This window comes from Tropicibacter naphthalenivorans (assembly GCF_900176475.1).
Lineage (GTDB): Bacteria > Pseudomonadota > Alphaproteobacteria > Rhodobacterales > Rhodobacteraceae > Tropicibacter > Tropicibacter naphthalenivorans.
Window position 1 is genome coordinate 53,985 of sequence record NZ_FWXX01000006.1, and the last position, 22,570, is coordinate 76,554.

The 22,570-nt window shown below is 64.3% G+C and carries 25 protein-coding genes and 1 pseudogene; 5 read left to right on the forward strand and 21 right to left on the reverse strand.

The window, feature by feature from the left end; all coding sequences use genetic code 11:
- Window positions 1-6: 6 nt before the first annotated feature.
- The 7 genes and pseudogenes from B9A11_RS13450 to B9A11_RS13475 form a co-directional block, all read right to left on the reverse strand.
- Window positions 7-765, reverse strand: a complete 759-nt coding sequence (locus B9A11_RS13450; RefSeq protein ID WP_370736542.1) for an extracellular solute-binding protein — start codon at window positions 763-765, stop codon at window positions 7-9.
- 112 nt (window positions 766-877) lie between these two features.
- Window positions 878-940, reverse strand: a pseudogene (locus tag B9A11_RS22600) (twin-arginine translocation signal domain-containing protein); the annotation flags it as partial.
- A gap of 111 nt (window positions 941-1,051) precedes the next feature.
- Entirely contained in the window at window positions 1,052-2,050 is a 999-nt protein-coding gene (locus B9A11_RS13460) for a thiamine pyrophosphate-dependent enzyme (protein ID WP_306345511.1), read from the reverse strand.
- A gap of 12 nt (window positions 2,051-2,062) precedes the next feature.
- On the reverse strand, window positions 2,063-2,428 hold the full coding sequence (locus B9A11_RS22205) for a thiamine pyrophosphate-binding protein (protein ID WP_058248558.1): 366 nt from the start codon (window positions 2,426-2,428) through the stop codon (window positions 2,063-2,065).
- Between the two features lie 173 nt (window positions 2,429-2,601).
- Window positions 2,602-3,183, reverse strand: a complete 582-nt coding sequence (locus B9A11_RS13465) for an exonuclease domain-containing protein (protein ID WP_058248559.1) — start codon at window positions 3,181-3,183, stop codon at window positions 2,602-2,604.
- Window positions 3,184-3,243: 60 nt separating this feature from the next.
- Entirely contained in the window at window positions 3,244-4,023 is a 780-nt protein-coding gene (locus B9A11_RS13470) for an SDR family NAD(P)-dependent oxidoreductase (protein WP_058248560.1), read from the reverse strand.
- Between the two features lie 23 nt (window positions 4,024-4,046).
- A complete protein-coding gene (locus tag B9A11_RS13475; protein ID WP_058248561.1) occupies window positions 4,047-5,039 on the reverse strand; it encodes a GlxA family transcriptional regulator in 993 nt (330 codons plus the stop codon).
- A 106-nt stretch (window positions 5,040-5,145) separates the two neighbouring features.
- Between B9A11_RS13475 and B9A11_RS13480 the strand changes: the two genes are divergently transcribed.
- The 4 genes from B9A11_RS13480 to B9A11_RS13495 are packed head-to-tail and all read left to right on the forward strand — an operon-like array spanning window position 5,146 to window position 10,273.
- On the forward strand, window positions 5,146-6,399 hold the full coding sequence (locus B9A11_RS13480) for a sarcosine oxidase subunit beta family protein (protein WP_058248562.1): 1,254 nt from the start codon (window positions 5,146-5,148) through the stop codon (window positions 6,397-6,399).
- A 39-nt stretch (window positions 6,400-6,438) separates the two neighbouring features.
- Window positions 6,439-6,741, forward strand: coding sequence for a sarcosine oxidase subunit delta (locus B9A11_RS13485; protein WP_058248563.1), 303 nt, complete (start codon window positions 6,439-6,441; stop codon window positions 6,739-6,741).
- Window positions 6,738-9,737: a sarcosine oxidase subunit alpha gene (locus tag B9A11_RS13490; protein WP_058248564.1), complete on the forward strand. Its 3,000-nt coding sequence runs from the start codon at window positions 6,738-6,740 to the stop codon at window positions 9,735-9,737. The genes B9A11_RS13485 and B9A11_RS13490 overlap by 4 nt, the downstream gene beginning before the upstream one ends.
- Window positions 9,734-10,273, forward strand: coding sequence for a sarcosine oxidase subunit gamma (locus tag B9A11_RS13495; RefSeq protein ID WP_058248565.1), 540 nt, complete (start codon window positions 9,734-9,736; stop codon window positions 10,271-10,273). The genes B9A11_RS13490 and B9A11_RS13495 overlap by 4 nt, the downstream gene beginning before the upstream one ends.
- On the opposite strand, the gene B9A11_RS21430 is transcribed toward B9A11_RS13495, so the two are convergent.
- Window positions 10,270-10,446, reverse strand: coding sequence for a hypothetical protein (locus tag B9A11_RS21430; protein ID WP_159452504.1), 177 nt, complete (start codon window positions 10,444-10,446; stop codon window positions 10,270-10,272). The genes B9A11_RS13495 and B9A11_RS21430 overlap by 4 nt on opposite strands.
- A gap of 106 nt (window positions 10,447-10,552) precedes the next feature.
- Window positions 10,553-11,530, reverse strand: a complete 978-nt coding sequence (locus B9A11_RS13500; RefSeq protein WP_058248566.1) for an AraC family transcriptional regulator — start codon at window positions 11,528-11,530, stop codon at window positions 10,553-10,555.
- A gap of 154 nt (window positions 11,531-11,684) precedes the next feature.
- Between B9A11_RS13500 and B9A11_RS13505 the strand changes: the two genes are divergently transcribed.
- The gene (locus B9A11_RS13505; RefSeq protein ID WP_058248567.1) at window positions 11,685-12,518 is read left to right on the forward strand and encodes an NAD(P)H-binding protein; all 834 of its coding nucleotides are present in this window, start codon (window positions 11,685-11,687) and stop codon (window positions 12,516-12,518) included.
- Between the two features lie 39 nt (window positions 12,519-12,557).
- On the opposite strand, the gene B9A11_RS13510 is transcribed toward B9A11_RS13505, so the two are convergent.
- The 12 genes from B9A11_RS13510 to B9A11_RS13565 all read right to left on the reverse strand — a co-directional run bounded on the left by B9A11_RS13510 (window position 12,558) and on the right by B9A11_RS13565 (window position 22,307).
- A complete protein-coding gene (locus B9A11_RS13510) occupies window positions 12,558-13,280 on the reverse strand; it encodes an anti-sigma factor (protein WP_058248568.1) in 723 nt (240 codons plus the stop codon).
- Entirely contained in the window at window positions 13,277-13,807 is a 531-nt protein-coding gene (locus B9A11_RS13515) for a sigma-70 family RNA polymerase sigma factor (protein WP_058248569.1), read from the reverse strand. The genes B9A11_RS13510 and B9A11_RS13515 overlap by 4 nt, the downstream gene beginning before the upstream one ends.
- A 204-nt stretch (window positions 13,808-14,011) precedes the next feature.
- On the reverse strand, window positions 14,012-14,812 hold the full coding sequence (locus B9A11_RS13520) for a DUF4394 domain-containing protein (RefSeq protein ID WP_234988850.1): 801 nt from the start codon (window positions 14,810-14,812) through the stop codon (window positions 14,012-14,014).
- A 261-nt stretch (window positions 14,813-15,073) separates the two neighbouring features.
- Window positions 15,074-15,448 (reverse strand): hypothetical protein, encoded by a 375-nt coding sequence (locus tag B9A11_RS13525; RefSeq protein ID WP_058248571.1) that lies wholly within the window; start codon window positions 15,446-15,448, stop codon window positions 15,074-15,076.
- The gene (locus tag B9A11_RS13530; RefSeq protein WP_058248572.1) at window positions 15,445-15,813 is read right to left on the reverse strand and encodes a hypothetical protein; all 369 of its coding nucleotides are present in this window, start codon (window positions 15,811-15,813) and stop codon (window positions 15,445-15,447) included. Before B9A11_RS13530 ends, B9A11_RS13525 begins: the two co-directional genes overlap by 4 nt.
- A gap of 106 nt (window positions 15,814-15,919) precedes the next feature.
- Complete coding sequence (locus B9A11_RS13535) at window positions 15,920-16,768, reverse strand: phage protease (RefSeq protein WP_306345512.1); 849 nt, start codon at window positions 16,766-16,768, stop codon at window positions 15,920-15,922.
- Window positions 16,769-16,832: 64 nt separating this feature from the next.
- Complete coding sequence (locus B9A11_RS13540) at window positions 16,833-17,273, reverse strand: hypothetical protein (protein WP_058248574.1); 441 nt, start codon at window positions 17,271-17,273, stop codon at window positions 16,833-16,835.
- Window positions 17,274-17,290: 17 nt separating this feature from the next.
- Window positions 17,291-18,187, reverse strand: a complete 897-nt coding sequence (locus B9A11_RS13545; protein ID WP_058248575.1) for a Mu-like prophage major head subunit gpT family protein — start codon at window positions 18,185-18,187, stop codon at window positions 17,291-17,293.
- 452 nt (window positions 18,188-18,639) lie between these two features.
- The gene (locus B9A11_RS13550) at window positions 18,640-19,050 is read right to left on the reverse strand and encodes a regulatory protein GemA (RefSeq protein WP_058248576.1); all 411 of its coding nucleotides are present in this window, start codon (window positions 19,048-19,050) and stop codon (window positions 18,640-18,642) included.
- Window positions 19,047-19,466, reverse strand: coding sequence for a hypothetical protein (locus B9A11_RS13555; RefSeq protein ID WP_058248577.1), 420 nt, complete (start codon window positions 19,464-19,466; stop codon window positions 19,047-19,049). Before B9A11_RS13555 ends, B9A11_RS13550 begins: the two co-directional genes overlap by 4 nt.
- On the reverse strand, window positions 19,466-20,248 hold the full coding sequence (locus tag B9A11_RS13560) for an AAA family ATPase (RefSeq protein ID WP_083499898.1): 783 nt from the start codon (window positions 20,246-20,248) through the stop codon (window positions 19,466-19,468). The genes B9A11_RS13555 and B9A11_RS13560 overlap by 1 nt, the downstream gene beginning before the upstream one ends.
- A 55-nt stretch (window positions 20,249-20,303) precedes the next feature.
- On the reverse strand, window positions 20,304-22,307 hold the full coding sequence (locus B9A11_RS13565) for a hypothetical protein (RefSeq protein WP_058248579.1): 2,004 nt from the start codon (window positions 22,305-22,307) through the stop codon (window positions 20,304-20,306).
- Between the last annotated feature and the right edge of the window lie 263 nt (window positions 22,308-22,570).

A 22,570-nucleotide genomic window follows, 5' to 3' on the forward strand; every position in this document is an offset into this window, starting at 1 on the left:
TTCGGGCTAGAGCGGCCATTTTTGCAGCTCTTCGGGCAGCTCGACCGTCTTGTTGGTCGGCGCGATCAGCCAGTTTTCCGCCATCGACAGCTGGATTTCCGGGGACAGGGCAAAGTTGATGTAGTCAAAGCCCAGCCGCTTGTCTGCGCTGTTCTCGAACACAGAGAACGAGTGGTCGAACACCAACATGCCTTCTTCGGGGACAACGTAGTCGATCGGGATGCCTGCCTCTTGCATCGCCTTGACCTCGCCCAGATCGATGGGGGCCACGGCCACCTGACCCTGCGACAGCAGCGGCGTCAGCTGCGCCGAGTAACCGATCTGCGGGAAGGGGCCGAGTTCCTTGAACTTTGCCACGGCGGTTTCGATGTCGTCGCGGCCAGAGCCAAAGTGCTCGCCCGCCCACATCGCCATCATGGTCGCGGCAGAGTTGGTGATCTTGTACAGGCCCAGCTGACCCGTGAAGCGCTCGTCCCACAGGTCGGCCCAGCCCTTGGGCGGCTCGGACACCAGATCGGTGCCATAGGCAATGACCAGCGGCGCCAGCATCCCGGTCACGGCGGTGTTGCCCTTCAGCACAGCCGGTTCGATCACATCGGCCATGTTCGGCACGTTGTCCGGCGTCAGTTCCGCGAAATAGCCGTCGTTGCGGATCATCGCGGTGTATTTCTCGTTCAGCATCACCGCCGGGAATGGGGGGATTGTCCGGGCCCGCCGCGCGAAAGTTGGAAATCCACGCCATGCCAAGGCCGATATCAAGGTCAAAGTCCTTGCCGATCTGGGCGGCGAATTTCGGCATCACGTGCTGGCGCCAGTCGTTTTCCCAGCGGCCACCGAACATGTTGACGATAAAGGTGTCAAATTGCGCCAGCGCGGGCAGCCCGATCGCCCCAAGCGCAGCCACCCCGGCGGAGGTCTTGAGAAAGTTGCGACGTGTCAAAGTCTTGGGTTTCGTTCACCTGTTGGATTGTCGTGGGTCTACCGCAGGGAGGAGGCGCGGTAGACCCCGGTTTGCCCGCCAAAGGGGAGAAGGCGGGATTTCGGGCTGCGGCTACATCTCGATCTTGATCGGATCCAGTCGCAGGTCGATCAAAAGCGGGGCATCGCGGGTTTTGATAGCCTCGCAAGCTGTCTTGAGGCTGTCGGCATCGCTCACACAGACGGTTTTCAACCCCAGCGTTTGCGCCGCGGCGGCAAAGTCGATTTGCGCGATCATTGACGGGCTCGGGTCCATGGCGCGGTTGGAGAATTGCACGTGCTCGGCGCCATAGCTGCCATCGTTGCAAATGAGGATCACCATGTCGGTCTTCTGGGTCACGGCGGTGGCCAGCTCGCTCAGCCCCGACAGGGTAAAGCCGCCGTCCCCGGCCACCAGAACCGTGGGCCGGTCGGTGATGGCAGTGGCGGTGCCTATGGCCTGACCCATTGCGCAGCCAATCGCGCCAAAGTGACAGGTGTAGACAAGGTCCGAGGGCCGCGTCACCGGCAGGGCGCGCCACGCGGTGGTGACAAAGCGCCCCAGATCGGCGACCAGGACGTGCTCGCGCGGCAGGGCGGCGTTCAGCGCGCGCAGGGCGGGGACCATGTCGACGGTGCCGGGGGCGGTGGGCGCGGGCTGTGCAGCCAGCCGCTCGGCCAAGCCATCGGCGGCCCCCGATCCGGGGATCTCGGCCATGTCCAGCAGATCGGTAAACGCCTGCGCCGTCCCGGCGATATCGCCGATCAGCCGCAGCGACGGCACGTCCATTCGCGCGTTTTCCTGAATGTCGGGCAAGATCTGCACCACGCGATTGCCCTTGGTATAGGCGCGCTCTTCGGTGGTGTGTTTGCTCAGGCTCGCGCCAAAGGCGAGGATGCAGTCCGACTGCATGATGACTTCGGTGGCGAGCGGGTGGCTCAGCCCGCCACAAATCCCAAGGTTATGCGGCTCGCCGTGGAACAGCCCTTGGGCCTTGAGCGTGGTGGCCAGCGGGGCCTGAATGCGCTCGGCCAAGGCGATCAGCGCGGCGCGCGCCTGCGGGGTGCAGGCGCCGCGCCCGGCAAGGATCAGCGGCCGCCGCGCCTAGGCCAGCATCCCGGCCGCCTCTGCGAACAGATCGCCCGGCGCGGTGTCGCCGCACAGCAGGACCAGAGGAATGCCGCCGCGCGCCGCTTCCGCCAGGGCGGTGACCACGTTGGTCAGAGCAGGCCCGTGGGTAATGGTTGCCACCCCCGTCTGCCCGGTCGCCTGCGCAAAGCCGATGGCGGCCAGCACGGCGTTGGCTTCGTGCGTGCAGGGCACATAGCGGCCCGCCCCGGTCCCGATGTAGGCGTCCACCATGAACAGGTTGGCGTCGCCGACCAGCCCATACAGATGGGACGTGCCCTGCGCGATCAGCGCCTGTACCAGCTGTTGGTGAAGTTTCGGGGAAGGTGCAGTGTCTCGCATGTCGCCGCTTGGCCTCGTCTCCTGTCTGGACTCACCCTAGGCGCAGTTCTTTCATGACAAAAGTTCAAGCTTCGACACGCAAAAGTTCCATTATGGCACTTTAGAAAATGAGCCGCGGAAACACCCACACCGCAACCGCTTGCGCGGGTCACAGGCATCGCGGCCCGTCGCGCTCAGGTGTCGTGAAAACAGACGCTGCGACCATGGGCCTGCTCGGCCAGCAGCACGACTTCGGCGGCGGCGCGGGCGTCTTCCCCGGCGTCGTGGTGGTCAAACGACAGGCGCAGGTGCCGCTTGAGCGAGGCCAGCCCATGCCCGCCGTTGCCTTTCAACTCGGGCCACGCGCGGCGCGCCACGGTCACGCTGTTCTGCCACGTCCAATCCGGCTCGGATCGCTGCAAGCCCGCGCAGGCGGCGCGAAAGGCGCTGCGGTCGAACCCAGAGTGCTGGTAGATCGTCACCCCCTGAAGCGGGGCCTCGATCATCGCCAGCGCATCGGCAAAGAAAGGCGCGCCGCGCACGGTCTTTTGGCTGATCCCATGCAGGCCGGTAAAGGCCCAGGTCGCGGTCTGCGGGTCCACAAAGGTCACCCAAGTCTCGATGCTGTTGTCGGGCCGCACGCAGGCGACGCCGATCTGACAGATGCTGCCCCGGTCGTGGTTCGCGGTCTCGACGTCCAGCGCAAGAAAGCGGAACGGCCCGGTGGGGAACGCGCTGTCTGGCTGGCTTGGCGTGTGGCGCTGTGGTGTCGGCATGGTCGCTTCCCGGATTTGGCGGCGTGAAGGGCTGTCGGTAGCGCGATCCTGACGCGGCGTCTAGCTGCGCGAGGGCGCGGTTTCGCGCAGGATCACGCCCGACGCCATAAAGCCGCCGTCCACGTTCAGGATATGCCCGTTGATATAGGCCGCCTCGTCGCTGGCGAGGAACTGGATGGCGCTGGCGACCTCTTGGGGTTTGGCGTAGCGCTTGGCGGGGATCTGGTCTTCCCAGATGGCGCGGTCCTTGGGGCCGTGGACCTGCAAGACCATTGGCGTGTCCACCGGCACCGGGGCGACGGCATTGGCGGTGATGCCGAATTCACCCAGTTCATTGGCGAGCAGACGGGTCAGCATGTCGACGCCCCCCTTGGTGCAGGAATACGCGCCGCGCCCGGTGTTGGCGATCTGACCGTTGACCGAACTGACGGTGATGATGCGGCCCTTGCCCTTGGCGCGCATCTGCCGTCCTGCGATCTGGCAACAGTGGAAGGTGCCGGTCAGGTTCACGTCCAGAATGCGTGTCCAGTCATCGGGGTCGAAATCAAGGATGCGCCCGGTTTTCACGATGGCCGCCGAGGTCACAAGGATGTCGGTCCCGCCGGCTTCTGCGATCCGGGCAAAGGCCGCGTCAAGGCTCGCGCGGTCGGTCACATCGACCTGCATGGCGGTGACGTGGCCCAAGGGGCGCAGGCGGGTCAGGGCTGCGTTGAGCGCCTCCTGCGACCAGTCGAGGATAAACACCCGCGCGCCCGCCTTGGCAAAGCCTGCGGCTGTGGCCTCTCCGATGCCGCCCGCGCCGCCGGTAATGACGGCGATCTTGCCGGTAAAGTCGTGCATGTCTCGGGTCCTTTAGGTTTGGGCTACGGTTGGGGCGGGGCGGCACGCTTGGCCGCGCGGTACTGGCTGGGGGTCCAGCCCCGGTCTTGCTTGAGGGTCTTGGACAGATGTGCGCTGTCGCAAAAGCCGCACAGCTGCGCGACCTCGGGGATCGGCGCATCAGAGCTGGCCAGTTTGGACAGCGCCCGGTCCAGCCGCAGGTCCATGTAAACGCGCGACGGGCTGGCCGCGAGGTCCGCCTCAAAGCGGCGCAGCAGCGTGCGGCGCGGCGTGTCCAGACGATCCGCAAGGGCGGCGACGGTCAGCGGCACCTCTATGTTCTGCTGCATCAGCAGGACGGCGCGTTTGACCAGCGGGTCGCGCGGCTGACGGTCCAGACTTTGCCCCGGCTGCGGACGATCCCCGCCAAGGGCGTTGTCGATCATCATGATGTTCAGGCTCTTGATTGCCGCCGATTGCCCCAAATGGCGCGAGACCAGATGCGCCGCCAGATGCGCCGCGCCATGCCCGCCGGAGCAGGTCAGACGGTCGCGGTCCACGACGAAAATCTGGTCGGAGACCGGGCGCTCTGTCTCGAACCGATCCAGAAAATCTTGGTGGTGGAACCAGCTGACGCAACAGCGATAGCCCGCCAGCAGCCCCGCCTCTTGCAGGTGAAACACCCCGGTGCAAAGCCCGATCAGCGGTGTGCCCTTGGCGGCGCGATCCTGCAAAAAGGTGGTCATCGGCGCCGACAGCCCCGTTTCCTCGCTCATCAGCCCGCCAACGACGATCACATAATCATAGGCCCCGGCATCGCGCAGCCGGGTGTCCGGCGAGACGCGTACCCCGCAAGACGAGCGCACCGGGTTCATGGTGTCCGACAGCACCCCCCAATCGCACAGGATCGGGCGCGAGCGGTCGGCCTCATCCGCCGCGAGGCGCAGCACGTCCACGAAGTTGGCAAAGGCGGATAAGGTAAAGCTTTCCGCCAGCAAAAACGCGACCTTGAGCCGTTTATGATCGGAGTTCACCATGTCCCATATTTACATATGAAGCGGCCCAATACTACCCGCGCGCGCCGGGTTCTTTGCTTAGGGTCGGTCAAATCACCCTCTTCCCACATCGTTGCGAGGCCGCCCCATGACGCGTTTCAACGCCTTTGCCCTGCTCAAGAATGCCCTGACCGGCCACAAAGGCTGGACCGAGCAATGGCCCGACAGCCAGCCCAAGAAAGAGTACGACGTGATCATCGTCGGCGCGGGCGGGCATGGTCTGGGCGCGGCCTATTACCTGGCCAAGCAGCATGGCATCACCAATGTTGCGGTGATCGACAAGGGCTGGCTGGGCGGCGGCAACACCGGGCGGAACACCACGATCATCCGCTCGAACTATCTGTATGACGAAAGCGCGCGGCTGTTCGATCATGCGGTCGATCTGTGGGAAAATCTCAGCCAAGAGCTGAACTACAACGTGATGTATTCGCGGCGCGGCGTGCTGATGTTGGCGCATAACGTCCATGACGTGCAGTCCTTTACCCGCCACATCCACGCCAACCGCCTGAACGGTGTCGACAACCGCTGGTTGACCCCGCAAGAGTGCAAGGACTACTGCCCGCCGCTGAACATCTCGGCCAATGCGCGCTATCCGGTGATGGGCGGCGCCTTGCAGGAACGCGCCGGGACCGCGCGTCACGATGCGGTGGCTTGGGGCTATGCGCGCGGGGCCGCCGAGCGGGGCGTCGACATCATTCAGAACTGCGCCGTGACCGCGATCCGCCGCAATCCCGATGGGTCCGTGGCGGGGGTCGAGACGGCCAAGGGCTTTATCAAGGCCAAGAAGGTTGCGGTATCCGCCGCCGGTCACACCTCGACCGTGATGCAGACGGCGGATGTGCGCCTGCCGCTGGAAAGCTACCCGCTGCAGGCGCTGGTGTCGGAGCCGGTGAAGCCGATCTTTCCCTGCGTGGTGATGTCCAACGCGGTGCACGCCTACATCAGCCAGTCCGACAAGGGCGAGCTGGTGATCGGCTCGGGCACCGACCAGTACACCAGCTATTCCCAGCGCGGCGGGCTGCCGCTGATCGAGCATACCGTGGCGGCGATCACCGAGGTGTTCCCGATCTTTAACCGCATGCGGATGCTGCGCAAATGGGGCGGGATCGTCGACGTGACGCCGGACCGCTCGGCCATCATCTCGAAAACCCCTGTGCAGGGTCTTTATGTCAACTGCGGCTGGGGCACCGGCGGGTTCAAGGCCACGCCCGGCGCGGCACATACCTTTGCCTGGACCGTGGCCAAGGATGAGCCGCACCCGATCAACGCGCCCTTCACCATGGAGCGCTTCCGCACGGGCCGTTTGATCGACGAGGCCGCTGCCGCAGCCGTCGCGCACTGACCTGCGCGCCAGATGAATGCGCACTAAAGGATACGAGACATGCTTCTGATCCATTGCCCCCATTGTCAGGAAACCCTGCCCGAGGCGGAATTCACCTACGCCGGACAGGCCCATATCGTCCGCCCCGCCGATCCCATGAGCCAGACGGACGAACAGTGGGAGGAGTTCCTGTTCATCCGCCAGAACGCCAAGGGCGCGCATTATGAACGCTGGCGGCACCTGCACGGCTGCGGCCGCTTCTTCAATGCGGTGCGCGACACCGTGTCCGACCGCTTTTTGACCACCTATGTCTCTGGCGCGCCGCGCCCTGATCTGAGCAGCCTGATGGAGGGCAAGGCATGAGCTATCGCATTCCCGAACGCGGCCGCGTCGACCGCAGCCAGCCCATCCGCTTTACCTTTGACGGGCGTGAGGTCACGGGCTTTCGTGGCGACACCGTGGCCTCGGCCCTTCTGGCGGAGGGCAACCACCTCATGGGCCGGTCTTTCAAGTATCACCGTCCGCGTGGCCCCGTCGCGGCAGGCTCCGAAGAGCCCAACGCGCTGATCGGCACCCGCCGCGGCAAGGGCCAGTTCGAGCCGAACACCCGCGCCACCATGCAAGAGCTGCGCCACGGGCTTCAGACCACCTCGCAGAACAAATACCCGTCGCTCAAGTTCGACGTGGGCGCGGTGAACGATGCCGCCTACATGCTGTTTTCGGCGGGCTTTTACTACAAGACCTTCATGTGGCCCAAGAATTTCTGGCACAAGGTTTATGAGCCGTTCATCCGCGCGGCGGCGGGGCTGGGCGTCAGCCCGACCGAAGAAGACCCCGACATTTACGCCTCGCGCAACATGCACTGCGACGTGCTGATCGTCGGCGCGGGTCCTGCGGGTCTGGCGGCGGCGCGGCAGGCGGCAGGCAAGGGGCTCAAGGTCGTTCTGGTGGACGAACACGCCGAGGCGGGCGGCACGCTGTTGTCAGAGCCGCAGGCGGTTATCGACGGTGCGCCCGCGTGGGACTGGCTGGCGGCGACGCTGGCCGATCTGAAGGCGGCGGGCGTCAAGATCATGACCCGCACCACCGCCATCGGCTACTACCACGAGAACCTCATCGGCATGGTTGAACGCCTGACCGACCATCTGGACGAGGTGCCTGCCGACACTCCGCGCGAACGCATGTGGCGGGTGCGCGCCAAGCAGGTTGTGCTGGCGCAGGGCGCGCTGGAAAAGCCGTTGGTCTTCCACGGCAACGACCGCCCCGGCGTGATGCTGGCGGGGTCTGCGCAGACCTTCCTCAACCGCTTTGGCGTGCTGGTGGGCAAGCGTCCCGTCGTTATGACGTCGCATGACAGCGCGTGGTACGCGGCCTTTGATCTGGCGGGCGCTGGCGCGCAGGTGCAGGCCATCGTCGACACCCGCGGCGAGGTCCGCGACGACCTGCTGGCGCAGGCCAAGGCGTTGAACATCCCCGTCAAACTGGGCCACACCGCCACGGCGACCTCGGGGCGTCTGCGGGTGTCCTCGCTGCGTGTGAACAAGGTGACGGGCGCGACCGTTGGCGCGGGCGAAGAGATCAAGTGCGACGCGGTGCTGATGTCAGGCGGCTGGACGCCTTCGCTGCATCTGTTCTCGCACACCAAAGGTAAGCTGGCCTGGGATGACGACCTGACCACCTTCTTGCCATCGGACACCCCCGAGGATTGCGTGATCGCGGGTGCAGGCCGGGGGCTTTGGGGCGTCGAAGCGGCGTTGAGGGACGGCGCGGCGCAGGCTCAGGCGGCGCTGGAGGCGCTCGGCCAGACCGAGGCGGCCCAAGGCTACAGCGTGACCGAGGATCGCCCCGGCACCGGTGTCACCCATAAGGAACTGCCGACGGATCGCAGCCCCGGCAAGGCCAAGGCCTTTGTCGACTATCAGAACGACGTGACGGCGAAGGATCTTCGGTTGGCGGTGCGCGAGGGGATGCGCTCCATCGAGCACGTCAAGCGCTACACCACCAACGGCATGGCCACCGATCAGGGCAAGATGTCCAACATCAACGGGTTGAACATCGCCGCCGACGCTCTGGGGAAAAAGCAGCCGCAGGTGGGCCTGACCACCTTCCGCCCGCCCTACACGCCGACGACCTTTGGCGCGTTTGCGGGGTATCACCGGGGCAGCCATTTCGAGGTGACGCGCAAGACGCAGATCGACGCTTGGGCCGAGGAGAATGGCGCGGTGTATGAACCCGTCGGCCAATGGCGGCGCGCGCGGTATTTCCCGAAAGCGGGTGAGGATATGGACACGGCGGTGACGCGCGAATGCGCCGCAACGCGGGCGTCCGTGGGCATCTTCGACGCCTCGACGCTGGGCAAGATCGAGGTGGTCGGCCCGGATGCGGCGGAATTCGTCAACCGTATGTACACCAATCCGTTCCTCAAGCTCGGCGTCGGCAAGTGCCGCTATGGGCTGCTCTGTGGCGATGACGGTTTTATCCGTGATGATGGCGTGATCGGGCGCATCGCCGAGGACCGCTTTCACGTCACCACGACGACGGGCGGCGCGGCGCGCGTGCTGAACATGATGGAGGATTACCTGCAAACCGAATGGCCCGATCTGGATGTCTGGCTGACCTCGGTCACCGAACAGTGGTCCACCATCGCGCTGAACGGCCCGAACGCGGCGAAGCTGCTGCAACCCTTTGTGCCGGACCTGGAGCTGACCGAAGAGACCTTCCCGCATATGTCCTGCGCCGAAGTCAACGTGGCGGGCACGCCTGCGCGCCTCTGGCGGGTCAGCTTTACCGGCGAGATCGGCTTTGAGGTCAACGTGCCCGCGCCGCTGGGTCGCCAGCTGTGGGAAACGCTGTGGCAGGCCGGTCAGCAGTACGACATTTGCGCCTATGGCACGGAAACCATGCACGTTTTGCGCGCCGAAAAGGGCTATATCATCGTCGGTCAGGACACCGACGGCACGGTCACGCCTTTTGATGCGGGCATGGGCTGGGCCGTGGGCAAGAAGAAGGCCGATTTCGTCGGGATGCGCGGCATGGCGCGGCCTGACCTCGTGGCCTCGGGCCGGCGTCAGTTGGTCGGCCTGCTGACCGAGGACGGCTCGAAACTCGAAGAAGGCGCGCAGATCGTGCTCGACCCCAACCAGCCGATCCCGATGAAGATGGTGGGCTTTGTCACCTCTTCGTATGACCAAGGCACCGTGGGCCGGCCCATCGCGCTGGCGCTGATCGAAGGGGGGCAGGACCGCATGGGCGAGACCGTCCATGTCCCGATGCCGCACCGTACCATCGCCGCCAAAGTCGTCTCTGCCGTCTTTGTCGACCCTGAAAACTCTCGTCTCAAGATAGGAGCCGCCGCATGAACGCGCTCACGTCCTTTCCGCAGGGCCAGGAGCCCGAAACCCTCGTGTCCACCGCCGCTGTGACGGTGACCCAAGTGCCGCATCGCGCGCGTTTGTCCTTGCGCGCGCGCGGCGATCTTGCACCGCTGGACCGGGCGCTGGGGTTCGCCCTGCCGCGCGGCATTGGCGGCGTGACCCTTGGCACCGCCTGCCTTGGCCCCGACGAGTGGATCATCCTGACCGATGACGCGGCGGCGGTCATGACGGCCTGCGCCGAGGTGTCCTTGCCGCACAGTCTGGTGGATGTCTCGGGGCGCGAGATCACCTTCGAGATCGAAGGCCCGCGCGCCTCCGAGTTGCTGACGCTGGGCTGCCCGCGCGACATTGACGCGATCCCCGACGGCACCGCCCGCCGCACGGTGTTCGATGGCGTCACGGTGACCCTGTGGCGGGACACGGCGGAACGCTTTCGCATCGACGTGTGGAACAGCTTTGCCCCGCACGTCGCGCATCTTTTGGCCAGCGGCGCGCGGGAGCTTGCCGCCGAAATGGCCTAGGCCGCTGCGTTCGGCCCGCTGATTGCGTGGCCTTGGGCGGCGCAGTCCCGGGCCGTCGGGGCTGTGCCCTCGGCCAAAGGCGCGCTTGCCTCTGGCTGAACGCTGCGGGCGCGGTTTTCTGTGGTGCGGGCGGTGAAAACAGGGCCGCCATTGCCCCCTGCAAATGCTGTCATGATCTATCCTTTCTGCGGGCGATGCCCGAAGTTATGGACAGTATATAGGGCGGATGTTTGCGCCGATCAGAGGGGGCGTTGCGATAGGTCTTATGCGCTGGCTGCATCAACCGGGTGGCGCGGCGCGCCGGACCTGTCCCGGCGGGATGCCAAACACCCGTTTGAAGGCGCGGTTAAAGGCCGGCTCCGACTGATAGCCCAGATCGGCGGCAATGCTGGCGATGGGCAAGCGCGTGTCCCGCAGGCTTTGCCGGCCGAGGTTCATGCGCCACTCGGTCAGGTACTGCATGGCCGGTTTGCCCACCAGCGCCGTAAAGCGCGCCGCAAAAGCCGAGCGTGACTGCCCCGCCACCTGCGCCAGCCCCTCGACCGTCCAATCGGCGGTGGGATCGCGGTGAATGGCGACGATGGCACGGCCAATCTGCGGATCGCGCGCGGCGCGCAGCCAGCCGGTGTTCGCCTCTGGCGCGTGGGCCAGCCAGCGCCGGATCGCCTCGATCACCACAACGTCGGCCAGCCGGGTGATCACCGTCTCGCCCCCCGGTCGCAACGCGCCTGCCTCGCGCGCAATGAACCGCAGCGTGCCCTGAAGCCAGCTGCCCGCCTCTTCGTCCCACGGGTCGATCCGCAGCACGTCCGGCAGCAGCGCCATCAGCATCGGGCTAGAGGCATGGTCCAGCCGCACCAGCCCATACATGGCGCTGCACGGCGCGCCGCCGCCGCCGAATTCCACCGTCTCATACAGGTCGGTGACCTTGCGGATCGGCAGCTCTTCGAGCGTGTGCAGCCGTGCGCCTGCGTCGCTGGACAGGCTGATCGGCGCGCCGCCCGTCATCAGGACCAGCTCGCCCTTGGTGACCTCGAAGGGCGCATCGGTGCCAACCTGCAAGCGGGCGGTGCCGTCGATCACCACCAAAAAGCTCATGACCTCTGGAAAGCCGGGGATGGCGATCCCCCAAGGCGCGGTCATGCGTGATTGGCAGTAAAAGGTGCCGGTCAGCTTGAGCAGATGCAGGATTTCGCCCAGCGGATCGCCGGTGGGCTGGGCAAGGCGCGCGGGGTCGGGGACATGGGGCTGGGTCATGGGCACACTCTGCCGCAGCTCATCCCTCGCGTCCAGACATGCTGGACGATTGGATAAGAAAGCAAGACGTGCGGGAATGGTACGTCCGGCTGGGATCGCCCAAGTTCGGGCCATCGACAACGATGCACCTTCGCTTTTCCAAAGGAGATACCCCATGACCAACGCTCTCAAACCCATCCTCGTCCTTGGCGCGACCGGCAAGACCGGCGCGCGGATCGCCAGCCGCCTTGAGGCCCGCGGCCTGCTCGTGCGCCGCGGCTCGCGCACCGCAGCGCTGCCGTTCGACTGGACCCAGCCGCAGACCTGGGGGCCGGTGCTGGACGGTGTCTCGGCGGTCTATATCTCATATTCGCCCGATATCGCGGTGCCCGGCGCGGTCGAAACCGTCACCGCCTTTGTGGATCAGGCGCGCGCGGCGGGCGTGTCGCGGCTGGTGCTGCTGACCGGGCGGGGCGAGTATCATGCGCAGCGCGCCGAAGAGATGGTCCGCGCCGCCGGGTTGCCGTTCACCATCGTGCGCGCCGCGTGGTTTGCCCAAAACTTTTCCGAAGGCGCGCTGATGGGGCCGGTGATGGCGGGCGTGATGCGGATGCCGGGGGGCGCTGTGCGCGAGCCGATCGTCGACGTGGACGACATTGCCGACGTCGCCGTGGCGGCCCTGACCGAAGAGGGCCACGACGGCCAGACCTATGAGGTCACCGGCCCGCGTCTGCTGAGTTTTGCCGAGATGGCCGAGGTGATGACGCAGGCGACCGGGCGGCAGATCGCCCATATCCCGATCAGCTTTGAGGCGTTTCACGCGGCGCTGTCGTCAGAGCACGGCGCGATGATCGCCGATCTGCTGACCGCCATCGCGCGCGAGACGCTGGATGGCCGCAACGCGCATCTGGCGGACGGGGTACAACGCGCCTTGGGCCGTGCACCGCGCGACTTTGCCGCGTTCGCGCAGGACGCCGCCCGCGCCGGGGCTTGGGCCAAGGCGGCGTGAGGGTGGCCTGACGGATGGGCAGGGGTTTGTAGGCGAGGTTTAGATCACCGGCGCCTTTGCCAAACCCTTGCCCAGGATCGGGCCGGTGGGCAGGTTCGTGGGCGAGCCGCCCGCCGGTTCTGCCGTGATTTCATAGAGTTGCTGGGGGTTTGGCGTCGGCAACCCTTGGATCGTCAGGGTCCGCGAGCGGCCCGTCTCCAGCAGGCCCAGCGACACCGGCGGCCCATCGGCGCGCGGTTTGGTCCAGACCTGCATGACCTGGTCCGGCGGCACGTCCTGCCGCTCCAGCAAGGTCACGCGGGTGGTGTTGTCGGGCATCCCTTCGACCATCGCCACGGCTTCGCCGCGCGCGTCCAGCAAGATGGCCACGACGGCCGGATCTTGCGGGGTCAGCACGTTCCAGCCCAGCAGGATCGCCATCACCAGCGCCGCCGCGATCCCGGTCAGGGCCGAGGCACGCCAGCGCGACACCTGCGCCCGCACGGCAGAGAGGTCAATCACCCCGGCTGAGGGCGTGGGCTGCGGCGCGGTTGCCGTGGGTTCAGAATTCAATTCAGCGTCGATCCGCGCCCATAGGTCTTGGGGCACCGCCAGCTCATCCGCCGTGGCATCCAAGGCGGCGAACTTGGCGCGCGCCACATCCAACCGGGCAGCCAGCACGGGGTCCTCAGCGGCCAGCGCCTCTAGGCGGGCCACGTCGGCGTCCTCGGCCAAGCCGACGACCACCTCGTCAATCAGCACATCCATTGCGCGATCCGTCATGACAGACACTCCCGCAGTTTCGACAATCCCCGCCTGACCCAGGATTTGACCGAGCCGAGCGGCGCTTTCATGCGGCCCGCGATTTCGCCGTGGCTGTGGCCCAGCACGTAGGACGACAGGATCGCGCGGCGGGTGCCTGCGTCCAGCCCTTCGAGACAGCGGCGCAGGTCCGAGGCATGGTCCAGACGGTCCCAAGCGTGGTCCAGCACGCTGCCCTCGCGCGTCTCGTCGATGACATCGGGCGCGGTCGGCGTCTCGCGCGCCTCATTGCGCAGCATGGTCAGGCAGCGGTTGCGCAGGATCGTGTAGATCCACCCCAAGGCACTGCCGCGCTGCGGATCATACTGCCCGGCACGCCGCCAGACCAGAACCATCGCGTCCTGGACCGCGTCCTCTGCCAGATCAGAACGCCTCAGCATCCGGGTGGCCACGCCCAACATGCGCCCGCCTTCGGCGTCCAGCAAACGTTTCAGAGCGGCGCGGTCTCCGGCGGCGCAGGCCTCGATCAATTGGGCGTGGTCGGTCACCGGGGGCTGTGCTCCTGCTGCTGTGGGCCTGTGCCCTTTTCGTCTTTCACAGCTATTGCGTGTCCTATGCCTGTCAAATCCATTGGGCACAACGGCGCATCCGCAGGGGCTAAGGCATTGTCACGCATCGGTAAGTTTCCACAGGCGCAAAGCGATCCGGCGCGCCGAGGGGACGCGCCGGACCATCATAACCGCATCAAAGGCTTACTTGGCGGTCATAAAGGTGATGTCGCGCAGGCTAGCACCATTCGCGCCGGTGATGTCCCAGCTTTCGGTGACCGAGCCATCTTCGAGCGAGACGGTGTGCAGCTGATCCATCGCCACCAGCCACGCGGTGTTCTTGCCCGCAGCATCGGTGGCAATGTCAAAGGCGTAGCTGTCCGAGCCGTCAAAGCCCAGTTTGCCAACCGCCGCCAGTGTGCCGTCGTTGGGCGAGGTCTGCTGGATCAGCGCGACGATGGTGCTGTCGATGTCATACATCGCCGTGGCATCGGGCTGACCGAAGGAGTTGATGTAGGCCGCCGCGACAATCGCCGGGGCTTCGCATGCGTGCATGTCCTGATCTTCGAAGGCCAGCGTGCCGTCCACGGTCACCGCACCGCTTTCGATATCCACGCGGTGGTTGGTGGTGCCGGACATAAAGCGCAGCTTGTTCGCCTTGGGGTTAAAGTCGACGATCACCGGGGCGCCTTCTTCGATGGGCAATTCCTTGTCCATGGTCGAGATCACAGTGGCCACGCCGGTCGAGGGGTCAATCTCGACGATCTCAAAGGCGTCGGTCACGCCGATCAGCTGGCCGGTGGCGGGGCGCAGGTCGAGGCCCAGCAGCCGGTCCACGCCGATGATGTTCATCGTCGCCGTCACCTCGGCCGAGGCCGCGTCGATCGTGTGCAGGGTTTTGTCGCCGGACAGGCCGATGGCCATCAGGCCGCCGTGACCCGCCGCCTGCGCGCCGGTGGCAGAGAGCAGAGTGGTCAGGGTGAGCGCGGTCAAAGTCGTTTTCATCATATGTCCTTTCGGGACGCGTGGCGACGGGTCTGCCGTTGCCTTCTACCTCTCTGACTCGGGCAACGGCGCGTTTGGATGCAGCGGCCCAAAATTTTTTTTGAAAAAATTTTGCGCGCCCCGCGCCGGATGCGCCGAACGACCCGTTGTAGTGATACTTATCAATTCTTACTGATACTTATGGATTTTATCCGGAAGTGGCCGGTAGTCCTCGGGAGTTCCGGGACCGTCCGGACCTTTTGAGGATATCCGGATGGGCCATTACAGGGACTTCCTGCGGGTCCACCACGCATGGATTGCGCTCTTGCGGACGCGGCGATCCTCAGGGAAGGCTTCGGCAATATCAGCTTCGATCTGCGGGAAGGTCAAGCGGTCGATCCGGGCTAAAACGAACGCGCGAAGCTCGGGGTCCGAGTCCAGCTTGGCGGGACGTCCGGAACGGTGCGCGCGGCGATGGTCCGTCACCGGCACATCACAGCGAAGGGCTTCGCTGGGCGGTGCCTTCAATGTGTCTTGAACAAGGTCTTCAAGTTCGGCGTAGGCCAGCCCCAGGCGATCCAATCCGGCCCGCGCAAGTTCGCGGGCATCTTGGATATCCTGCCTGATCTTGTCGGCGCGGCTGAGGAAGTCTGTCATGCGGCTCGCGCCTTCAGCATGTCTCGGCGGATCACGTCTTTGACGTTCCGGCTGGTGGTCTTCAATGTTCGGCAAATCTCGGCAATGCCCTTGCCTTCGGCCTTGAGCGCGAGAATGAGCCACACGCGCGGCACAGGAATTTCAATCGAACGGCTGGGCATTCGCTGGCCCAGGGCTTGCAGACGCGCAGGGCCGATCAGAGCTTCGGCCATGCTTCTTCCCTTCGGATCGTCCGGGAAGTACATCGGGCAACCGCCGAAGGCGATCAGGAAGCGCACTGCCAAGGCTGGCCCCAGTACCTCAACATAGGCGTCGAGGTGCGCGGGGTGGCGAGGGTAGCGGATGGCGGGAAGGTGTTCTGACATTGCGACGGCCTCTTGCCTAAATCGAAGGTCAGGGCGCTGACCTCGCCCTGACCTTTTGCCCGCGCAAGGCGGGATTGCCGCTGGGGATGGAACGCGGCAATTCTGATCAGTCGAAACGGTCGGGCGTGAGGCCCAGTTGTTCGCTGAGTAGCTGCACCTCTTCTGAAGCGTGGGAGGCTGCATCGCGCTTGGATACCGGCGGCGAGCCGTCACACAGCGTTTGCGTGAGGTAGGCCCAAGGCGGCAGTGTGGTCTCAAGGAACTTGTCAAACTGCGCCTCGTCAGATCGGCACAGGTCCAGCGCCCATTCCTTTGCGGCGGGCAGGAAGTAGCCTTCGTCCATGGCCTTTTCGACCTTGGCGTTGATCCGTTCCGCCTTGAATGCTGCCAGCTCTGCCGCCATGTGGCGCGAGGTCTCTTCCCAAGCTTGCACCGGCACATAGTCCTTCGGGTCCGGCTTGGCTTCCAACCGGCGCTCAAGGGTTGCCAGGATGTCGTCTTCGGAAGCGCTCTCTTCGAGCTTCATGATGGCGCGGAGATGGCACAGGAAAGTCGGCGTGTAAGACATTGGGGTTTCCTCGGAAGCAAGGGCGGTCAGGTGCAGAGCGGGATTGTGGACAAGGGCAGCGCCTTTGATGCGCAGCACCTTACCCGTGGTCTTTTCGGCCAGCATGGAAGGGAACAGAAAGCGATACTCGCGCGCGGCGATCAGCGCCCGCGCCCGTTCGGTCCATTCGACGCGTCCCCAAATTCCGTCCGCCCGTGCCGCAAGTTCGTTGATCCAGCCTGCCGCCGGGACGGGACCGGACAGCTTGGCTTCTGGGCGGTCGTTCTGGTGTTCGTAATCCATGGGCAGGTCGATCCCGCCCGCGTCGAAGGCGGCAAGCACCGCCTCCGGTTCGTCCAGAAGGAAGCGCCGCCCGTCGCGCGCATTGTTCCAGCCGATGGACAGCAGGTGGACCCATTCCGGCGCGGTGCCCGCGCATGGTCACAGTGAACGGTGATCATGTCGCTCATGGTCAGGACGTCCCGGCGGCGGCACGGGTCAAGCCCGCGTCGAACCGTACCCACACATGGGTTGAAGTCACGGCCTCCACGATCCCGGCGGGGGACCGTGTGCCCGTCCCATCCGTTGCCGCCACGGTCTGGTCATCGACGAAGTAGCACAGGCCGTCCAGGTCCGACGCGCTCACGGCATCGGGACCGTGGTTGAGCGCCTGAAATACGCCGGGGCACCATGGGACGGACAGCGCGCCCGCCGCGCCGCCGGTATTGTCCACGGCCTCTTCGGCGCGGCCTACGCCGGTCGCGCCCGTGGCCGTCGCGCCGGGTGTCAGATTGCCCGCCGCATCACGCATCAGCAGTGCGCCTGCGAAGATGCGGACATTTGCCGCCACGGTGTCTTGGCGGTTGTCCCCGACGCGGGCCGGGGTGTTACGGTCAGAAGTCAAAGCTGCCATTGGTCCGATCCTTTCGCTTACGCTGCAAGGTACGGCGTGACGATCAGGTCAGCAGTACCCTTCCATTCGTTGGTTTCACCGCCGCTGCCAAGGTCGCTGTTCACCAGCTTGAGCGCGGCGCTTTCCATCGACGGCGGCACCAGCAGCAACTTGGGCTTGACGCCAAGGATGCGACCTTCGGAACTGCGGAAATTCATCATGGCCGCGCGGGCACTGGCGTAGTTGTCGGTGTTCAGTTCAGCCTTCGAGCCGAAGGCAAGTTGCCACAGACCAAAGCCCGCGTTCACACGCGCCCGGACGCCGTAGACATATTCATCCTGCAAGAACACGTGAGTGTCATTCGCCGCCGTGATCTCGGTGAACTCGTACTTGACGCGCTCCTGCCAGATGATCGGGCGCACGGCGCGGCTGGTATCCAGCAGGAACCACGGTTCGCCCGTGCCGTCCTGCATGTTCGAATAGGTGGTTTCCTCGACGTTCTTGTCGAAGCCGGGGTGGTCGGTGTCGAAGTAGTTCTGACCATCGAAGCATTCGGTGTCGAAACCAGCGGCCAGGAGCGCGAAGATCATCTCTTCGGGATGGGTCTTCGCAAGCTGGCCCATCTCCGAGAACATCGGTTTGAAGACGCCCAGCTTGTCGTCTTCGATCTTCTCGCGCGACACGGAAATCGTGCTTTCGAATTTCCGGTTGCGGATGGCAAAGCCATGCGCCGTGAGCGACTTGACCTCACGCGGCCCGATCCACTCACGCAACTGCGGGAACGCGCCAAGCCAGCCGTATTCTTCTTCGCTGCCGTCGCTGTTCACGACCATGGCGATTTTGTCCCAGTCCACCGGGGCATTCAGGAAGGCATCGGTGTAGACGGACTTGAAGCCCTTGAAGGCAAGGGCGAGGTTTGAGGCATTCACGATCATCAGTGTTTTCCCAGGTCAGGCGCGGCCCGCAAGCCGCTGTTGCAATTTCTGGAAACACTCTAGCAATTCAGGAAGGCCCCGGACGTCGGGAAGGTTGATCCCGCACATTCGGGCGGCTGAACTGGAGAAGGTGCAGGCGGCAGGGCCTCGCCCCCGGTTGCCCGGAAACCCTGCATGGCACTCCGGTCCGGTGGACCGTGTTACGGCCGCGAGAATATCACCGTGTCACGCCTGCAAGCCATACTGTAGCAGATGCGCGCCAAGGTGTCGAATGAAATGCTGTCTGAGACTGAATTTGAACACCGTTTGAATACCCGCGAGCGCATTTCAGGTGGCAAGGGTGCCCAAAGGGGAAAGCGGCGCTCTACGGCGCTAAAATCGCCCTTGGCCGAAAACGAAGAAGGGCGGCACCTTTCGGCACCGCCCGTCTTGTCCAGGTCGTCGCGCACCGATCAGGCGGCGCGGCTCTTCATCACCTTGAGCGCGGTGATCACCTTGCCCGCCTTGTCGGCGCGCAGGAACCGCAGGCTGGACAGCTTCCACTTGCTCAGAAGCCATTTGTTCAGCTCGTCTTCGCCCGCCTTGCCGCCCGTGTATTCGTGCCAGAGGGTGCGGATGAATTCGATCTGACGGAAGCTCGCCATGCCTGGGCGATCCCCGTAGTTCGGGCCATGGGCGGAGACGGGATTGAAGCCCATCCATTCCATCAAGCCCATCATCACGTCGAAGCCGTCTGTATCCAGCTCCTTGGTACTGGTGCAGCCGGTCAGGTGGATCAGCGCCACTCGAAAGTCATCATCCTTGAGCCGCACCTTGGTCTTCGCGGTCCACAGCAACTTGAGCTGGTTCGTGGAAATGGTCATGCCGCTTGCTCCTGTTCACGTTGCTTCGCAATGACTTCAAGCTTGAAGTCGCGGTTCATCCGTTCGACAAAATCCCCGTCGCCTTCTGCCGCCGCGCTGAAAGCCTTGCCCGACACTTCGCAGAGAGCAAGAATGCCGGGGTGGTCAGCGCCGAAGTAGCCGGACGCCAGCGCCTCATACATGAAGTCGAACAAAGTGGCCGCGCGCTTATAGGTGTAAAGCACCTCGTCCAGCGCATCGCAGAGACGATCCGCTTCACGGTTCGTCATGGTCAGTTCGACAGTGAGCGGTGTATTCGCCTTGGCCTCGCGCTGTTCGTATTCAGATTTCATCTGCTCATCCGTTTTGCCGGGAATAAAGAGTGCCTTGCCTTCCCGCGCGTTTACCGCGCGGTAGTCTTCTTCTTGATAGATCATCACCGGCCTCCCATCATACGAATTGCCGTGTCCAGGTGCTTCAACTGCACCTCGGAGCCTTCCCGATCCGCCCGCAGAAGGGCTTGCCGCGCCGCAGTGGCGATGCCTCGGAAGTTCCCGCGCTGCTCTGCAAAGGCTTGTGCCCGTTCACGAAGCTGGCGGTATTCGCCCAGCGTTTCCGGAAAAAGGCTGGCGTTGAAGTTGGCAAGATCGGTTTCGGTCGGACGTGCCAGCCGCACGTCATGCGTGACACGATCCAAGAGCGGTAACAGGTTGACCCGATCCTTGCGCGTGCCGTCCGAGAGGAACTGATCATTCCCGACCAAGACAAGGCCGAAGGATGGGCAGTGTTCGTCGCCAAGGCGCGCGGCTTCCCCGCGATCCCAAAGCTCGCGCACCAAGGAAATGACGGAGGCTTTCAACTCTTGCGCCTCATCCACCACCAGAATAACGCGGTGGCCCCACGTCCGGAACGGATAGCCGGAAAGCTCGCGAAAGGCTTGCTCCAGCCCCTCGGAGGCCGAAAGCCCCGCGCGCCCATGAATGGCGCGACAGAACTCGATAACCTTGCCTTCGAGCGAACCGCCCGCAGTGATCAGGAACACAGTCGCGCCGTTGTCCGAAAGCGACTGGCAAACCTGTGCCAGGGCATAGCTCTTGCCGATGCCCACTGGACCGCGCAGAACGGCAAGCCCTGCGCTTTCCAGCACTTCCCCGATGACGCCACGGATAGTTGCGAACAAAGGAGTTTCAATGGTAGGAAGTCTGGGTCCCTCTGTCATTTTATACCTTTTGACAGGGGTTGCATTTAGAAGTGCCGAAGGGGTGACGTCCAAATCAGTTCCCTTCGGCTCTTCGCTCGTCGGAGTACCCGGCCCAGCCGAAGTCTTCCGCAATCTCGATCATTTGCGACCGCCGCCGCTCGATGTGCTCGTGTTCGTTGTGGCGCGGGCTTGCGTCGTCCAGGCCGATGGTGGTTCCGGCCACCACGTCCAACGGGGTCCGATCCACGCCCCTGAGGATCTCCGTCGCCGGATCAACCTTGGGGTCCACGCCCTTCTTGAGCTGGCGAATTGCCTCTTCCTGCAATCGGTTCCGGCGGGCACTCTCCCGCGCGCCGTCACGGTCCAGCGGGTGATACAGGGTCTCCGGAAGCGCGCGCCCATGCAGACGTTGTCCATCATGCAGAACGTAGACGCCTTGAGCGCCGCTTCGCAGGGGAATGCGCAGGTTTACAACATCGCCCGCGCCCAGCCGTTGGGTCGCATCGCTGCTCCACCAGGTGTTGTCCAAACGGAAGCCACCTTGGCGAATGGCACGATCATCGCGACGGGAAAAGGCGAAGTCGAAACTGTCAACATCCATCGTCACCGACTGCCAGCCGCGTTCAATTGCGTCCTGCATTGCGGCGCGGGGCGACGTGCCCTTGAGCTGCCCGCCCTGAGGCGCGGCATTGTAGGCTGCAACCATGTCCAAGACGGCTTGAACAAGCTCTTCAACGGTGCCTGAAAAGCCCTTTACAGGCTTGCCCACAGCATGGGTCTTCTTGTTCGTCCGGTCCCCGCCGATCCATCCGGGTATATGCTTGAAGTAGCCTTGTTCCAGTATCGCAAAGGAATGTTCCAGCAGCCCTTTTGCAGGACCGTTGTAAGGCCGCGCCTTGACCACACCACCGAAGCCTTCGAGCACGTCCACCGCGCCGGGGATTTCCGCCATGGCCTCACCCAGGGCGGAATACTCACCGCCGTTGTCCAGGTACAGGGTATGGGCCACGCCGCCCACGGGGTCGCAGACCATATTGAACAGCGAGTCGGCAATATCGGTCTGACGAATGCCCCGGCCCTTCTCAAATACCGCAACCGAAGCCCACATGTAGCGGGTGCAATCGTCCATCCAAGTGATCAGCCGAAGCCGTCGCTGGCCCTTGCCGTCTGCTGCCTGCATGTAGATGTTGATCGGGTGGACGTCGCCATAGACGACTTCCATCGGCAATGCGCACTTGCCGCGCCTGATCCGTCCGCGATCATTGTCGAAAAACGCTTTGTTGTCATGGTCATGACGGGCAACGCGACGGTATGCTGCAAAGCGGTCGATGTACTTCTGGGTGATCTTGCAGATGCTTTCCAGCTCAGCCAGCGACAACAGGCTTCCCGCCTCCTGACACAGCTCCACCAGCCGGGTTTCCGCCAGTGATCTGGCCTTGATGCCAGACACGCTCTTGGCGATCAGGGACCGCGTGTAGGTGTCCAGGGACCGCGCTACCGCCGCCCGCCGATCTTCGTCCAGGTCAATGCCGCCGTCCCATACACGGCTGACAAGCACCTTGGACCGTCCCTTGAGAGCGGATGCCTCGGGGATCAACCCAGCAAGCCCGCGCTGGTCATAGTCTTGCAGCCATTTCCGCAAGGTAACGATGTTCGGCGGCTTCGATGTTCCCCAGCAAGGCTTTGCACTTGCGGCGATTTTCCGCAACGTGTCCGCCCGTTCCTTGGTGCCCGGTTCCGTGCCGATGGCGGGCTTGATCAGGTCGAACCGCTGGCCCTGAACCTTCGTCCGCCATGGATCGACTTCGGATTTCGCCGCCGGAACAGCGGGCACCGGGGCGGGGTCCAGAAGCTCACCCAAGGCCGGGAAGTCTGCCAGCAACGCGGGCGTGGCCCGTGCCAGGTCAATCGCCCAGGTCGCGCCACCCGCCCCGCCGCGCTGCCCATCGAGCTGCACAACCGGCAGATGGTGGCCGCGCCACGGCTTGTTTGCTGCGGCCTTCACGTAAGCTTTCCGCGCCGCACGATCAGAAATGCCGACAACTTCTGAAAATTGCTCTGTGGTGACGTAGTTCATTCCGTCTCCCTGAGCTTCGTCATGAAAGCTTGAACGAGCTCACGCGCCTTCTTCCCGTCGCGCTTTCCGGCAACCACGTCGCCAACATGCTGGCGCACAAATCCATGCTCCGCACAGAAGGCCGCGAACGACGTTCCTCGCAGCACCAGCTTGGCGCGAACTTCTTTCAATAGCTCAGGAGATGGGGTAACGTTGGGACATATTTATTAGCATAGCTTTCAGGTTGTTCACAATGAGCATACCTGTTCACAAAGGGACGGTCA

Bases quoted from the DNA above. Each gene is read 5' to 3' on its own strand.
- B9A11_RS13555 (WP_058248577.1), bottom strand. From the start codon at position 19,466: ATGATCTATCAAGAAGAAGACTACCGCGCGGTAAACGCGCGGGAAGGC.
- B9A11_RS13480 (WP_058248562.1), top strand. From the start codon at position 5,146: ATGACGCGTTTCAACGCCTTTGCCCTGCTCAAGAATGCCCTGACCGGC.
- B9A11_RS13490 (WP_058248564.1), top strand. From the start codon at position 6,738: ATGAGCTATCGCATTCCCGAACGCGGCCGCGTCGACCGCAGCCAGCCC.
- B9A11_RS13545 (WP_058248575.1), bottom strand. From the start codon at position 18,187: ATGATCGTGAATGCCTCAAACCTCGCCCTTGCCTTCAAGGGCTTCAAG.
- B9A11_RS13540 (WP_058248574.1), bottom strand. From the start codon at position 17,273: ATGGCAGCTTTGACTTCTGACCGTAACACCCCGGCCCGCGTCGGGGAC.
- B9A11_RS13470 (WP_058248560.1), bottom strand. From the start codon at position 4,023: ATGCACGACTTTACCGGCAAGATCGCCGTCATTACCGGCGGCGCGGGC.
- B9A11_RS13475 (WP_058248561.1), bottom strand. From the start codon at position 5,039: ATGGTGAACTCCGATCATAAACGGCTCAAGGTCGCGTTTTTGCTGGCG.
- B9A11_RS13550 (WP_058248576.1), bottom strand. From the start codon at position 19,050: ATGACCATTTCCACGAACCAGCTCAAGTTGCTGTGGACCGCGAAGACC.
- B9A11_RS22205 (WP_058248558.1), bottom strand. From the start codon at position 2,428: ATGCGAGACACTGCACCTTCCCCGAAACTTCACCAACAGCTGGTACAG.
- B9A11_RS13560 (WP_083499898.1), bottom strand. From the start codon at position 20,248: ATGACAGAGGGACCCAGACTTCCTACCATTGAAACTCCTTTGTTCGCA.
- B9A11_RS13495 (WP_058248565.1), top strand. From the start codon at position 9,734: ATGAACGCGCTCACGTCCTTTCCGCAGGGCCAGGAGCCCGAAACCCTC.
- B9A11_RS13500 (WP_058248566.1), bottom strand. From the start codon at position 11,530: ATGACCCAGCCCCATGTCCCCGACCCCGCGCGCCTTGCCCAGCCCACC.
- B9A11_RS13510 (WP_058248568.1), bottom strand. From the start codon at position 13,280: ATGACGGATCGCGCAATGGATGTGCTGATTGACGAGGTGGTCGTCGGC.
- B9A11_RS13505 (WP_058248567.1), top strand. From the start codon at position 11,685: ATGACCAACGCTCTCAAACCCATCCTCGTCCTTGGCGCGACCGGCAAG.
- B9A11_RS13565 (WP_058248579.1), bottom strand. From the start codon at position 22,307: ATGAACTACGTCACCACAGAGCAATTTTCAGAAGTTGTCGGCATTTCT.
- B9A11_RS13465 (WP_058248559.1), bottom strand. From the start codon at position 3,183: ATGCCGACACCACAGCGCCACACGCCAAGCCAGCCAGACAGCGCGTTC.
- B9A11_RS21430 (WP_159452504.1), bottom strand. From the start codon at position 10,446: ATGACAGCATTTGCAGGGGGCAATGGCGGCCCTGTTTTCACCGCCCGC.
- B9A11_RS13485 (WP_058248563.1), top strand. From the start codon at position 6,439: ATGCTTCTGATCCATTGCCCCCATTGTCAGGAAACCCTGCCCGAGGCG.
- B9A11_RS13525 (WP_058248571.1), bottom strand. From the start codon at position 15,448: ATGACAGACTTCCTCAGCCGCGCCGACAAGATCAGGCAGGATATCCAA.
- B9A11_RS13530 (WP_058248572.1), bottom strand. From the start codon at position 15,813: ATGTCAGAACACCTTCCCGCCATCCGCTACCCTCGCCACCCCGCGCAC.
- B9A11_RS13520 (WP_234988850.1), bottom strand. From the start codon at position 14,812: ATGAAAACGACTTTGACCGCGCTCACCCTGACCACTCTGCTCTCTGCC.